General features: G+C 72.5%; 10 protein-coding genes and 1 pseudogene. 5 read left to right on the top strand and 6 right to left on the bottom strand.

Annotated elements, in window-relative coordinates; all coding sequences use genetic code 11:
* Positions 1-230 precede the first annotated feature (230 nt).
* The 5 genes from ACWCPN_RS31970 to ACWCPN_RS31950 all read left to right on the top strand — a co-directional run bounded on the left by ACWCPN_RS31970 (position 231) and on the right by ACWCPN_RS31950 (position 6,038).
* Positions 231-587: an SAV_915 family protein gene (locus ACWCPN_RS31970; RefSeq protein WP_451213370.1), complete on the top strand. Its 357-nt coding sequence runs from the start codon at positions 231-233 to the stop codon at positions 585-587.
* 14 nt (positions 588-601) lie between these two features.
* The gene (gene lysA / locus ACWCPN_RS31965; protein ID WP_451213368.1) at positions 602-1,939 is read left to right on the top strand and encodes a diaminopimelate decarboxylase; all 1,338 of its coding nucleotides are present in this window, start codon (positions 602-604) and stop codon (positions 1,937-1,939) included.
* Positions 1,940-2,102: 163 nt separating this feature from the next.
* A complete protein-coding gene (locus tag ACWCPN_RS31960) occupies positions 2,103-3,512 on the top strand; it encodes a DEAD/DEAH box helicase (protein WP_451213365.1) in 1,410 nt (469 codons plus the stop codon).
* Positions 3,513-3,611: 99 nt separating this feature from the next.
* Positions 3,612-3,854 (top strand): DUF5302 domain-containing protein, encoded by a 243-nt coding sequence (locus ACWCPN_RS31955; protein WP_451213362.1) that lies wholly within the window; start codon positions 3,612-3,614, stop codon positions 3,852-3,854.
* A gap of 936 nt (positions 3,855-4,790) precedes the next feature.
* On the top strand, positions 4,791-6,038 hold the full coding sequence (locus tag ACWCPN_RS31950) for a protein kinase domain-containing protein (protein WP_451213359.1): 1,248 nt from the start codon (positions 4,791-4,793) through the stop codon (positions 6,036-6,038).
* 286 nt (positions 6,039-6,324) lie between these two features.
* On the opposite strand, the gene ACWCPN_RS31945 is transcribed toward ACWCPN_RS31950, so the two are convergent.
* The 6 genes and pseudogenes from ACWCPN_RS31945 to ACWCPN_RS31920 form a co-directional block, all read right to left on the bottom strand.
* Positions 6,325-6,978 (bottom strand): hypothetical protein, encoded by a 654-nt coding sequence (locus ACWCPN_RS31945; RefSeq protein WP_451213356.1) that lies wholly within the window; start codon positions 6,976-6,978, stop codon positions 6,325-6,327.
* Complete coding sequence (locus tag ACWCPN_RS31940) at positions 6,975-7,253, bottom strand: SHOCT domain-containing protein (protein ID WP_451213354.1); 279 nt, start codon at positions 7,251-7,253, stop codon at positions 6,975-6,977. Before ACWCPN_RS31940 ends, ACWCPN_RS31945 begins: the two co-directional genes overlap by 4 nt.
* Before the next feature lie 6 nt (positions 7,254-7,259).
* Positions 7,260-7,835, bottom strand: coding sequence for an MFS transporter (locus tag ACWCPN_RS31935; protein ID WP_451213351.1), 576 nt, complete (start codon positions 7,833-7,835; stop codon positions 7,260-7,262).
* A gap of 629 nt (positions 7,836-8,464) precedes the next feature.
* Positions 8,465-10,639, bottom strand: a complete 2,175-nt coding sequence (locus ACWCPN_RS31930; RefSeq protein WP_451213348.1) for an FUSC family protein — start codon at positions 10,637-10,639, stop codon at positions 8,465-8,467.
* Between the two features lie 341 nt (positions 10,640-10,980).
* A pseudogene (locus ACWCPN_RS31925) lies at positions 10,981-11,719 on the bottom strand (hypothetical protein); the annotation flags it as partial.
* Positions 11,720-12,025: 306 nt separating this feature from the next.
* On the bottom strand, positions 12,026-13,144 hold the full coding sequence (locus tag ACWCPN_RS31920) for a hypothetical protein (protein WP_451213345.1): 1,119 nt from the start codon (positions 13,142-13,144) through the stop codon (positions 12,026-12,028).
* Positions 13,145-13,337 lie beyond the last annotated feature (193 nt).

Below are 13,337 nucleotides of genomic sequence, written 5' to 3'. Positions count from 1 at the left end.
CGCGGACCGACGCGTTGCTCCGTTCGGCGGCCGGGTCCTCCCCGCGCTCCCCGCACGGCACTGTCAGCATCCCGTCAAAGCCGTCCGGACCCTCGTCAGCGTCCCGTCAGGACCGCTCCGGCGACCGGTCACCCGGGCATAGCGTCGACAGCGAACCCCGGACCGCCTCCCCCGCGTCCGGGGTCTCACCGACCGATGTCACGCTCCCCGCCCGCAGAGAGGCACCACCCATGGCAGAACTCCTCCACGGCGACGACCCCGAGCCCTGCGATCGGTTCCCGGCCGGACCCCTGTACGTACCGGTCCGGCCGGGACCCTCCGGATGCGCGGCCCGGCTCTTCCGCACCCCGCTCGGCGTCCGCACGGCCGTCGGCTTCACCTCCGAGCACCGGCTGGCCGCCACCCTGGGCCCCGGCCAGCGGTGGATCCGGCTCGCCGAGTCGGCGCTGCGCGCGCTGACCGCGCCGCTCGGGGTCACCGCCGTCACGGTCGACCCGCGGTTCACCGCCCGGGCGGCCGCCTTTGTCACACCGGTGGCACCGGCCGGGCCGGTCGCGCACGAGACGTCCGCGCTGCGGATCGCCTGAGAGGGGCAGCCACGATGACCACGGTCCACGAACCCACCACCACGACCGACACCGCGGCCGGCCTGTCGGTGTGGCCCGCCTCCACCACCGAGCACCGGCACGGCGACCCCGCCGTGGGCGGCGTACCGCTGGCCGACGTCGCCGACCGCTTCGGCACCCCCGTCTACGTCCTGGACGAGGCCGAGGTCCGCGACCGCTGCCGTACCTACCGGGACGCCTTCCCCGACGCGGAGGTCCTCTACGCGGCCAAGGCGTTCCTGTGCCGCGCGATGGCCCGCTGGGTCGACGAGGAGGGCCTCGGCCTCGACGTCTGCTCCGCCGGAGAGCTCGAACTCGCCGTCACCACCGGCTTCCCGCCCGAGCGGATCGTGCTGCACGGCAACGCCAAGTCACCCCGCGACCTGGAGACCGCCCTGCGGCTCGGCGTCGGCCGCATCGTCATCGACAGCCCCGCCGAGATCGCCCGGCTGGCCGCCGCCGTCGGCTCCGGCGGCCATCAGAAGGTCATGGTCCGGGTGGTGCCCGGGATCAGCGCGGGCGGCCACGAGAAGATCCGCACCGGCACCGACGACCAGCAGTTCGGCCTGTCCATCGCCGACGGCTACGCGCAGCACGCCATCACCCGCGTACTCGACCAGCCGCAGCTCGAGCTCACCGGACTGCACTGCCACCTGGGCTCGCAGATCACCGGTGTCAAGCCGTACCTGGTCGCCGTGCGCCGCCTGGTCGGCCTCATGAGCCGCCTGCACGAGCAGCACGGCCTGGTCCTGCCCGAACTCGACCTCGGCGGTGGCCACGGCGTCGCCTACCGGCCCGGCGACGACGCCCTGGACCTCACCACCCTGGCCCGCCGCGTCCGTACCGCACTCGCCGGCGCCTGCGCCGCGGCCGGCCTCCCCGTACCCCGCCTGATCATCGAGCCCGGCCGGGCCGTCGTGGGACCCGCGGGCGTCGCTGTGTACCGGGTGCTGTCCGTGAAGCACACCGGCGAGGCGGTCTTCGTGGCCGTCGACGGCGGCATGAGCGACAACCCGCGCCCCGCCCTGTACGGCGTCCGCTACGCGCCCCGGCTGATCGGCCGGCACAGCACCGCCGGCCCGGCCCGGGTGACCGTGGTGGGCCGGCACTGCGAAGCCGGCGACGTCCTCGCCGCCGACGCGGACCTCCCCGCCGACGTCAGGCCGGGCGATCTGCTGGCCGTACCCGTGGCCGGCGCCTACCACCTGTCCATGGCGTCCGGCTACAACCTGGTCGGCCGCCCGCCCGTCGTCGCCGTGCGCGACGGCCGGGCCCGCCTCCTCGTCCGCCGGGAATCCCTGGAGGACGTCCGCCGCCGCGACGTGGGCCTGTGACCCGCGACGCCGGTCCGGCGGACGCCCTGCATGCCCTCGTGTTAGTCTCACGCCTTTGCGTGGTCGTCGCGGTGGGCGGTCGTGCCAGTCCGGTTCCGCTCCCGCGCGAACCGTTCGATCCTGCCGGGCCTTCCTCGGTACGTTCCCCTGCGGAAGGCGTTGCATGAAGCACCCCGACGACTCCGGCGTCACTCACGGCGGTACCGGCCTGCCCGGGACCCCCGCGCCGCCCCCGGCCGTATCCTTCGCCGGCCTGGGACTGCCCGTCGAGGTGCTGCGGACACTGAGCGGGCTCGGGGTGCGTGAGCCCTTCCCGATCCAGGCCGCCACCCTGCCCGACGCCCTGAAGGGGCGCGACGTCCTGGGGCGCGGGCGCACCGGTTCGGGCAAGACGCTCGCCTTCGGCCTGCCGCTGCTGACCCGCACGGCCGGTCGGCGCGCCGAACCGAAGCAGCCCCTCGCGCTGGTCCTCGTGCCCACCCGGGAGCTGGCCCAGCAGGTCACCCAGGCGCTGGCGCCCTACGCCGAGGCACTGCGGCTGCGGACGGCCACGGTCGTCGGCGGGATGTCGATCGGCCGGCAGATCGCCGAGCTGCGTCAGGGAGCCGAGGTGGTCGTCGCCACCCCCGGACGCCTGCACGACCTGATCGAGCGCAACGCCTGCCGTCTGGGACGGGTCGCGATCACCGTGCTCGACGAGGCCGACCAGATGTGCGACATGGGCTTCCTGCCGCAGGTCGCCGGCGTCCTCGACCAGGTGCGCCCCGACGGTCAGCGGATGCTGTTCTCGGCCACCCTCGACGGCGACGTGGACCAACTGGTCCGGGACCACCTCCACGACCCCGTCGTCCACTCGGTCGACCCGGCCGCGGGCACGGCCACCACGATGGAGCACCACGTCCTCGTCGTCCACGGCCCCGACCGCTACGCCGTCACCACCGAGATCGCCGCCCGCGACGGCCGCGTACTGCTGTTCCTCGACACCAAGCACGCCGTCGACCAGCTCACCCGGCATCTGCGGGCCAGCGGGGTGCACGCCGGGGCCCTGCACAGCGGCAAGTCCCAGCCGCAGCGCACACGGACCCTGGCGCAGTTCAAGAACGGTCAGATCTCCGTTCTGGTGGCGACCGACGTCGCGGCCCGCGGCCTGCACGTCGACGACCTCGATCTCGTCGTCAACGTCGACCCGCCCACCGACCCCAAGGACTACGTGCACCGCGCGGGCCGCACCGCCCGCGCCGGTGAGTCCGGCCGCGTGGTCACGCTCGTGCTGACGGGCCAGCGCCGCGAGACGAGCCGCGTCATGGCCGAGGCCGGCATCGAGGCGACCGTCACCAAGGTGCGCTCGGGCGAGGCGGAACTGAGCCGGATCACCGGCGCGAAGGCCCCCTCCGGCACCCCGCTCGACGGCGGGCCCGCCGCCCCCCGGCCCAAGAACACCAACGTTCCCTTCCGCGGCCTCGGCACCGCCAAGGGCGGTGCCGCCGGAGCGGGGGGCAGGTCCCGGAAGGCCAACGAGGCCCGCAAGCTCGCCGAGGCCCGCAAGGCCGCCCTCGTGCGCCGCAACGGCTGAGAGACGCCGCCCCGGCGGCGACCGGGTCGATGTCGCGCCCCGTACCGCGCCCCGGCATGACAAGCTGTGGTCGCCCACCCCCGGATCCAGGAGGTCACCATGACCAAAGAGCCCTTGTCCACGGAAGGTTCGGAGCCGGTTGACCCGGAGGCAACCCCTCTGGCGCCGGACAGCGACGGCAACTACGACCTCAAGCGCAAGTTCCGTGAGGCCCTGGCACGCAAGCGCGGTGCGCAGTCGGACGCCGCCGAGGCCGCCGCCAACCCCAACGCGTCGAAGGTACGCGCGGCGCACGGCCCGGCCTCGAGCCAGCGGTCGTTCAGGCGGAAGAGCGGCGGCTGATCCGGCGTACCCCAAGCAACGCCCCTGACCGGCGAACGACGGTCAGCGCCGGTCGCGGGGGCGTCCAGGCACGTGACCCGGGTGACCGCCTCGGCGGGGCCCCGGAGCGGATGCCTGGCTCCCGCGCGGACGGTTCGCCACGCGGCTCGACAACTCGCCCGCGGTACCGGCTCGCACGGGCGGATTCACTCCGCCGTGCTGGGCAGTGGCATCCCGGTCAGGAGCGGGGCCGGCAAGCCCACGGCCATGGCGGAGGACCGTTCACCGGCCGAGTCCGGCGAGTCCGTCACGGGCTGAGCGCGATGGCCAGGGCCGCCGGCAGTACCGCTCCCATCGTCTGCAGCAGCACAGAATGACCTTCCCGACCGTGTCCGTGCCGCTTCGAGCAGCCTTGGGCGAGACGGTATCCAGCCCCCTCGCCTCGCGGCCGTCTGGCTTCGCCGTTCAAAAGGGTCATCGTGCCGCAGCGCCCCACCTGACCCGGTGCGAGCCCGCCACCGGTCCTGTCTTCGCGCCGGCAGCGGCCCCCGTCCACCGATGCGAGCACCATCTGCCGTCCTGGTGCCCCGGGTTGACTAGGCAGTGCCGAAGCACCGGGCTGGTGTACGTCCAACCGGGGCTGCCCAAGAGCGCATTGGGTCGTACTGTTCCGGCGGACAGCCCCTCCACCCGCTCGTGCTGTGACACCGCCGGACTCGTCGGCGCTGTATAGATGGGCCGGGACCCAGAGGCCCTGTGGTGCTCGCTCGCCGCTCTTCGGGCGAACAGCCGCGTCACAAGGGCCAGGCAGGTACGTCCCCCGCTGTCTGCCTGCTCCGTACGCGTTGCTGACCAGGACGGTCCGGACCGGGCGGAGAACAGGTCCTGATCGGCCGGCCGGCGGCTGAACGACCACGGCCCTCGAGGGGCGTGGCCGGGGGAAGTACGAGCGTTGTGATGATCGGGGTGTGTGTGCACGGGCTGTTGGCGGGCCGCTATCAGTTGGAGGAAAGGCTGGGGCGCGGTGCGATGGGGGAGGTGTGGCGGGCCGACGACCAGCTCCTCGGGCGCCTGGTCGCGGTCAAGCTACTGCACGCCGAGCAGGCCGCGGACGCAGCGCGGTTCCGCCTGGAGGCACAGACCGCGGGCCGGCTCAACCACCCGAACGTCGTGGGCGTGTACGACTTCGGATCTCACCATGACCAGCTCTACCTGGTCATGGAACTCGTCGACGGCTGGAGCCTGGCCCAGGAACGATCCCTGCGCGGCGCCCTCGCCCCGCAGGACGCGGCGGCCGTCGCCGCTCAGACGGCCGCCGGTCTGGCCGCGGCGCATCAGCACGGGGTGATCCACCGGGATGTCAAGCCCGCCAACGTGATGCTGACCGGCGACCGCATCGCGAAGATCGCCGACTTCGGGATCGCGCGCTTCGCCGACGAAGCGGCCGGCTCCCTGACCGTCACCGGGAAGATCCTCGGTACCGCCGACTACCTCGCCCCCGAACGCGCCCTCGGGCGCCCCGCTCAGCCCGCCTCCGACGTCTACTCCCTCGGCTGTGTGCTGTACGAACTGCTCACCGGCAGGCCCCCGTTCCGCGGCGCCACCGCGCTGGCCGTGGTTCAGCAGCACGTGGACTGCGTCCCGGCGCCGCCCAGCCGGCTGCGCCCCGGGATACCGCGGCAACTTTGCGACTACGTCCTGCTCCTGCTCGCCAAGGACCCGGCCCACCGGCCCACAGCCGAAGAAGCGGCCTACTGGCTGGCCGGTCTCCACCAGACACCGCAGCCCCTGACCGAGCCGGGCGGCACCACGTCCACGCCGGCGCCTCCCACGGTTCCCGCTCCGGGCCCGCAGGCCCGCCCCTTCCGCACCGCGGCGCATTCCCGTCGGCGCGGCCACCGCAAACGGGCCACCCAAGCGGCCGTCTGCGGCGTCGGTCTGGCCCTCTTCGCCGCCGCGGCCGCCCTCGGCGCGTCGATGAACGCCGGCGACGACACACCCTCGGCGCCGTCCGTTCCCGCCCCGACGGCGGTCACCTCCGCGTCCGCGACCCCGACACCCTCCCCGCCCCCCGCCACCCCCACCGTCACGGCGCCGCCCGCGCGGGAACGCCGTGAAGATCAGGAGCAGGGGCGCCAGGACGACCACCGACAGGGCAAGGAAGGCAAGGGCGGAAAGCCCGGGAAGGGGCACTCCCACCACTGAGCCGCTGCGGATCGCCCCGGGCCCACGAGCCAGGGCGACGCGAGGCGCAGGAGGTTCCGCGGTACGTGGAGGTGCCGCACTGCGGGAGGCGCCAACGGGTGGCGGGGTGGCGGGGTGGCGGGGTGGCAGTGCGGACGGCGACGGGCCATCCGGCCGCCGTGAGGTCGGGCTCGTCGCCCGGATGCTTCGGCCGGCAGGCACCGCAGTGCTTCCGCTCGTGCGCGAGCGGTGGCGCGGCCGCGTGCCGGCGTACGGGCGTTCCCTGATCAGGAAGCCCTGTCACCGATCAACGGCTCGGGGCCGAGTCTGTTTGCGGGCCCCGGCGGAGGAAGCGGCCGTGCCAGGTGTGGTACCAGACGTCTCCGGTGGCCGCGTTGACCGAGAGCATGCCGACGATGTGGCCGGCGCGCAGGGTGTGCAGGGTGTAGTAGCCGGGGAAGGCCTCGGGCTGGGCGGCGTACAGCCCGGAGCGGTGGTCGCGCAGCCATTGGTCAGCGATCCGTACGGCACGGTCGGGGCCGATGGCCGGGGCGCCGCTCTGGGCGCGGCCGGGGGGCATGCCCGAGCCGGGCATCATGCCGTAGGCGGTGTTCCACATCATGGCCGGCCCGTACTCCAGGTGTACGGCGCCCGAGCCTGGCTCGACGAGGACCTCCGTGGCGTGACGGCCGCGGGAGTCGAGAAGTTCCGCGTAGTAGTTCTCGCTGAACTGCATGATCTCGCCGACGTGCAGGTTCCACCGGCCGGCGAAGCGCTCGGCGGCGTGGTCCGCGTCGGTCAGGTTGCGTACCGGTCCGTCGCGGGCGAGGGTGCCCCTCATGGCGGTGGGCCCCGTCCGTCCGAAGTCGCCACCCGCCACCCAGACCACGGATGCGATCAGCGCGGCCAGTGCACCGACCAGCACGGCCAGTGGCAGTCCGCGGCCCCGCAGCCGGTTCACTCTGGCCTCGCCCGGTACGAGGAGAGATGCCTGCGCGCCTCGTGATAGGCGTCGGCGTCGATCTCGCCCGAGGCGAAGCGCCGGTCGAGGATCTCCTCCGGCGTCTCCCGCGAGGTCCCTCCGGAAGCCCACCCGCGGTCCGTGCCGCCACCCCGATCACCGCTCGGGCGGCGCACCAGGTGAATCGCGGCCCAGACCACGAGCCCGATCAACACGATCCACAACAGCGGCATGAACGCCATCCAGGCCCAGCCGCCTCCGTCCCAGTACATCACCGGAACTCACCTCCTCGGAGGCCTCTCACACCCCTCATCCTCCGCCCGCGCCGATGGCCGGGCCAGGGCCCTTCGCCCCGCGCGATGGGCCGGTCGGTACCCGGATACGGCGGTGAGGACAACGGCGGCGATGACGGTCGCGTCGAGTCCGAAGGCGTCGGCGAGGACGCCGGCCACGAGAGCACCCACGGCGTAGCCGATGTCGCGCCAAAAGCGGTAGGTGCCCAGGGCGTTGGCCCGCCAGGCCGAGCGGGCGTGGTCGGAGACCAAGGCGATCAGGGCCGGGTAGACCATGGCGGTGCCGATGCCCAGGGACACCGCGGAGAGGAGCCCGGCGAGCAGGGGGTGGCAGAGGAGGGTGAGGGCGAGGACGAAGCCGACCGCCTGGACGGGCATGCCGTGGACGATGAGGGGTTTGCGGCCGACACGGTCGGAGAGGTGGCCGGTGTACGTCTGTCCCAGGCCCCACAGGATCGGAGAGAGGCCCTTGATCAGGCCGACCGCGGCCAGGCCGAGGCCGTGGTCGTTGAACAGCCCATCGGGTGGTCTCCAAGATCCGGCGCTGGGTGGTGGGCACGGCACTCCACCCTATTTACAATATTCCATGGATTTATGGAGTAGTGGCCATCGTCCACACCGCGCGGGGTGCCTCCTCGGGGACGACGGTGCGGCGGATGTCGGCCGTGAACGACCGCCGGCCCCGACAGGTGCCGGTGTACATTGAGGGACGCCCTTGACCTGCAAACAGCGGGCAGGGAGCCGATACCTTGGAGCACTTCATGCTGCGCACCATGTTCAAGTCCAAGATCTAGCGTTTGGGTGTTTTCGCAGGTCAGAGCCCTGATCGCGGCGCCCAAGTCAGCAAAAGGTCAGCATTGGACCGGGCGGTGTCCCGCGTTGCTGACTTGCGGCTACCAGGGGCCTGTTGTGCCGCCCGGCGCCCGCTCGGGAGGCTTGATGCGTGGCTCGACAGCTTGCTCGTGGGATGGGTCCTTCTTCAAGGAGTGCGGTTGCCGGCCAGTCACTGCTGGCGACCGCAAGGCGAGAGGCGACGGCCGGTCGGCCATGTGAGAAGGGGCGGGCTCAGAACTGCTGGCCCTGGCGGGTCTGATCGCCGTGATGGCCACACCGGCGTACGTGTTGCGGCGCTCGACGCGGCCGGGAGACTACTCCCGCCTTAGGAGGCGCGGCGCGCCCCGTCGCCGGCGCCGTCACCCACCTTGGTGTGCGTGCCCTGATCCGTCACCTTCCGCAGCCACGGCGGCCCGCACCCGCTGCTCCTCGCGAGCAGAGCCGAGGTCCCGTTCCAGGGGTGTGCGGCTCACGGCTGTCGCGAGGTCTTCCAAGGCCCGTTTTTGCAGTTCCGCCTCGCGCCGCACGATCGGGCTCCCATTGCCGGCGGCGTCCCCCCACGCGTGGAGCGCCTCCTCCACGCGCCCCCAGTCCGGATTTCTGTGCTCGCGCACGGCGACCGCCGCCTGCGCGGTGTCCGCCTCCAGGGCCTCGGCGAACCGCTCCGCCTCGGGGACGACACGGCTGTCGGCCCGTGGGACGTGGCTCTCCATGAGCATCGCCGCCCGGCCGAACCTCTTGAGCGCCTCCTGCGCCTCCTGCGCCTCGCGCGACGTCAGACCCCTGGGGCGGACCGGTTCCTGCCTTGCCCGGTCGTATGCCTCCTGCCAGGCGGCACGTGCCTCCCGGCTCGCCAGCAGTGCCCTGCGCATGTCGGCGCGATGCTCCTGGGTCGGTTCGGCGTAGCTGCGGAGCACCGCGGCCGCATAGCGACCGTTGGCGGTGAGCCAGTCCGCGAGCCTGCCCGGCAGCCGGGGTGTCTCCCATGCGGGGAACACCACGTACGCCAGCATTGCCAGGACCCCGCCGAGCAGGGTGAGCACCACCCGCTCCGGGACCGTCTGCTCCCACGCCTGGCCGCCCATGCCGAGCAGGAAGACCACGTACGCGGAAGTGAAGCACTGGGAGTAGGCGTAGCCGGTACGGATCAGCGTGTACGACAGGCCCGCCGAGACCACCGCCAGCGCGCCGAACACATGGGCGTCCGGGCCCAGGGCCCGCACCATCCCGGTGGCGAGCGCGACCCCCGCCAGAGTCCCGGCGAGACGGGCCACCGCACGCGCGTACGTCTGGTGGAAATCCGGCCGCATCACCATCACCGAGGCGATGGGCGCCCAGTAGCCGTGGCCCAGGGGGAGCCGGGCGGCGATCAGATAGCCGAGCGTGGCCACCGCCGCCAGGCGGACGGCGTGCCGGAACACGGGCGAGTCCCGGCGGAGCTCACGGCGGACCGCCTGGACGACGAACGGGACCAGCCGGAGCATTGTCGGGCGCATCAGGAACTCGGCGCCGGCGGGGCCGGGCGGCGTGGGCGTCCTCCCGGGCGCGCAGCCGCATCCGGCGATCTCCAACGCCTCGCCGAGCAGTTCCACGAGCCGCTCGGCGGCTTGCCGCGCTGGGCCCTCCAGCACCTCGTGCTCCTCGTCGACGCACAGGACGTCCGTGCTCTCGGGCCGCACCTCGGCGCGAGAGCCGCGTCGGATCGAACGGGCGGCCGCATCCAGGACGTCGGCGGCCGCGTCGAGCAACTCCCGCGCGCGATCCCGCCCGGGTCCCTCCGCGGGGGCGCCCACGTCCGGGTCGGCGAGCGCCGCGACCACCGGTCGAATGCGCTCGGCGAGTCCCCGGGGGCCGTGCAGGACGGGGGGACGGGTGCGGGCCTGTGACGGCGTCACGGCAGCCGCGTTCCGGGCCGTCATCAACGGCTCCGGGTCGAGCGGGGCGGTCGGGTCGTGCCGCAACCGGCGGGCGTAGTCGGCCACGGCGGCCAGGGCGTCGGCGAGCGCGTCACGATGCGCTCCCCAACGTCGGATCGGGAACAGCAGGATCAGCACGGCCTGCGTCACGCCCCCGAGTGCGATGACCCCGGCGTGCTCCAGGGCTCGCCCGACACTTGCGGGCAGGGTGATGGTCACCAGCATGCTGCCGACCGTCGTCGCTGCGACGATCCCAGCGGTCGATCCGACGGCCCACGCCATTCCCGCGGCAAAGGCCCATACGGCCAGCAGCGGCAGGAGCGTCACGAGTCGCCCCGCCGCCAGGTAGCCCACGAAGGTGCTGAGCGCCAGACCCGCGCCCGCGCCGAGCGCGATCACCTTGCGTGGACGCCAGGTGCGCTGGAAGGTGGCCCCACCCGCGGAGTAGGCGCCGAGGGCGGCGGACGCGGCATACGCAGGGGAGACCAGCCACAGCGTCGGCCCGATGACGATCGCCACCCCGGCGGCCGTGCGCAGCGCGAGCAGCGGCTCCAGCCGCGTCTCCTCGATCGTGAGCCCGGATCGCACGACCTCCCCGAAGGCACGCAGCAACGTCACGGATGTGAGCCTAGCCGGAGCGCCCTGCCGGGTCGCGTCGGCCTGTTCGAGGTGCGGCAGCCGTCGGGCAAGGAAGCCTCCCACACGGCCCGCGAACTGGCCGGCGGCCGCAGCCGCTGGACGGGGTGCTGCCACTGCGGACACTGCTGAGCGTCCGCCGTCCGTCCTCCGGGCCGGAGCGCAGGTCGCTGTCGGTCCAGGTCCGGCCGGAGCGCGGCGATCGCCCCCGGCCCCGTCCGGCGCACGGGCAGATCGGCATCCGTCCCCCGGGCCGGTCCGGGGGAAACAGGTGGCACGGCGGCCTCGAGTCTCTTACCGCTTGTGGCCGTTCCGTGTCCGTTGGGATGCAGGACCACCTTGGTCCAGCCCTCGTCACGGGCGTCGAAGTGCTCGTAGGCGGTGGGGGCCTCGTCCAGGCTGAGCTCGTGGGAGACGACGAAACTCGGCTCGGCCTTCCCGCCGGCGATCAGATCCCGCAGCGCCCGGTTGTACTTCTTCACCGGCGCCTGCCCGGTCCCCGTGCGCTGGCCCTTGAACCACATCATGCCGAAGTCGATCGGGACCTTGCCCTGAGCTTCCAGCTCCCCCTGGGCCTCCGCGCCGCCGGGGCCCTGGGGCAGGAACACGCCGACCACGCCGATGTCGCCCGAGAACCTGACCGAGTCGATCAGTCCGTTGAGCGTGAGGCTGGCGTCCTCGTTTCCCTCGGGGGCGTGTGCCTGGTAGCCGACGCACTCACAGCCGTTGTCGGCGCCCAGACCGAGGGTGGCCTCCTTGACGACCTCCGCCGGATCCTGCTCGGCGGTGTTGATCGGGATGGCCCCGATCTCCTCCGCCTTGCGCAGCCGGTCGGTCGGTCTGTCGCTCGGCGGCGTCCTCGCCCAGACGCAGCGCGTTGAAGTCGCCGTAGGGCACGCGCAGCAGCTCCGCCTGGCCGCCCTGGTAGGGGCCCATGTCAGGCGAACCGCAGATGTTGGTGGTGGTGATCTTGACGATGATGTCGCAGGGGTGTTCGATCTTCGTGTCCGGTACGTCCCTCACTGTGACGGTTCGCGGTCCTTCGTATACCGCTGCCCTCATGGTGACTTCTCTCGGTGTCGCGGCATGAGCGCGGCACGGCGATGAGGAGAGCGCAGCGAGCCTGGCTCCCGGGGACCGGTATGACGGGGGTCCATTGCTCCGGCGCGCCTCTGCGGGCCGTTCACCCGGATCAGATGGAACGGTGGTGCCGCCGCCGGTCGGCCAGGCGGAGCTTCGGCGCTCCGGCGGCGTGCCGTCCGGGTCCCCGTCGACCCCTGCCGCAAACAGCCACGCACCGATCGATCAGCGGATCTCCGGCCCCCGACGATCACCGACCGACGGCACATCTCCGACTGAGGTAACCGGCTAGTCACCGTGGTCGTCCTGCAGCGCGCTGCGACGCTCCTGTTCGCGCTTGGAGTAGGCGGCTGCCCGGATCGCCTCGTCGCTCTCCAAGCCCGATCCCAGCGCGCCGCCCACCGTGGCGACCGAAGCGACGAACCAGGCCAACGTCCAGTATTCGGTGGCGCGCAGCGGGGTTCGTGTGGCAGAGGCGAACACTCGGCCGTTAAGGATGAACAGCGCCCATACCAAGTTGATGACGATCAAACCCACGTAGCAGACGAGCGCCCCGAGACCCACGGTCATGACCGTCGAGGCGTTGTAGAGCCTCGCCCTCTGCCTCGCCTCCCTCGAGACCTTTGCTGAGAGATGCCACAGCTCCCCGTCCACGATCAGCCAGCCGATCATGAGCCCGACGCTCCCGACCATGGCGATCACCAGGCGCTGCGCGCTCAGGGCCTCGGACAGGCTCCAGATGGTGGAGTCCAGGGTGGCGATGGCTGCCGTGGCGAGTGCGGTCGCCAGGGCTTTCGACAAGCCCGGCACCAAGCGCCACGGCCGGTTGGCGCGGACCATACCAACGAGCACTCTCAGGTAACCGCGCGGCCCGCTGATGATGTACCGAAGATCAGCGGTCTCCTCCTCACCGACCTGGCCCGGGTGAACAGGCGCGAGACGACTGACGAAGCGTCCCAGCGGCTGACTCTGGGGAGGTCCCTCAGTCCCGGTGGCCCGCGGGCCTGCCAGGCTGAGCACGGCTTCTTCCACGGCCCGCCGGGCCCTCGTCTGCAGACGCAGGCCCCCGAGCGCAGGAAGAGACAGCAGCGCCAAGCCGTGTTCGTGACTCAGATCCAACACGAGCCTGCGCCCATGGGATTGCAGCGGCAGATCGGTGAGGGCCACGACGATGTCCCAACTCTCCGCTGTTCCGCGGTCCATGATCCGGCGCGTCAAGGTGGGCAGGTCCTCGGTCCCTGCGGTGAAGGGCTCACTGACCACCTCGACGTCGAACCGTCGCCCCTGGCCTGACTTCTCGGCGAGCCGAGCGGGAAGTGTCCGGGCCATGCACTGCGCGATCTCCGTCGGCGCGTCCGGATCCGCCAGGAGAGCCACGACCGTAACGCCCTGAGACGACACCCGCATGACTCCTTCTCGCCGGCAGCCCCGCGATCGCACGTGCCAACAGGATGCCCCCGAGGCATCCCCGGCGCCGCGTGACACGCTGGCCCCCGCCGGCGGGGGCAGGCGGTACGGTCAGATCTCCTCGTCCTCCCCGTGCAGGGCCTCCTCCACCACCGGGCCACGGTTGCGTGCGCCACCGCGAACACCCGCTCCG

The organism is Streptomyces sp. NPDC002386 (assembly GCF_053593175.1).
Note: the sequence above shows the minus strand (reverse complement) of the source record. Positions and strands in the feature narration are given on the sequence as shown.

Excerpts from the sequence above, each read along its gene's own strand:
- ACWCPN_RS31970 (WP_451213370.1), top strand. The coding sequence starts at position 231 with ATGGCAGAACTCCTCCACGGCGACGACCCCGAGCCCTGCGATCGGTTC.
- ACWCPN_RS31960 (WP_451213365.1), top strand. The coding sequence starts at position 2,103 with ATGAAGCACCCCGACGACTCCGGCGTCACTCACGGCGGTACCGGCCTG.
- ACWCPN_RS31955 (WP_451213362.1), top strand. The coding sequence starts at position 3,612 with ATGACCAAAGAGCCCTTGTCCACGGAAGGTTCGGAGCCGGTTGACCCG.
- lysA (WP_451213368.1), top strand. The coding sequence starts at position 602 with ATGACCACGGTCCACGAACCCACCACCACGACCGACACCGCGGCCGGC.
- ACWCPN_RS31920 (WP_451213345.1), bottom strand. The coding sequence starts at position 13,144 with ATGCGGGTGTCGTCTCAGGGCGTTACGGTCGTGGCTCTCCTGGCGGAT.
- ACWCPN_RS31950 (WP_451213359.1), top strand. The coding sequence starts at position 4,791 with ATGATCGGGGTGTGTGTGCACGGGCTGTTGGCGGGCCGCTATCAGTTG.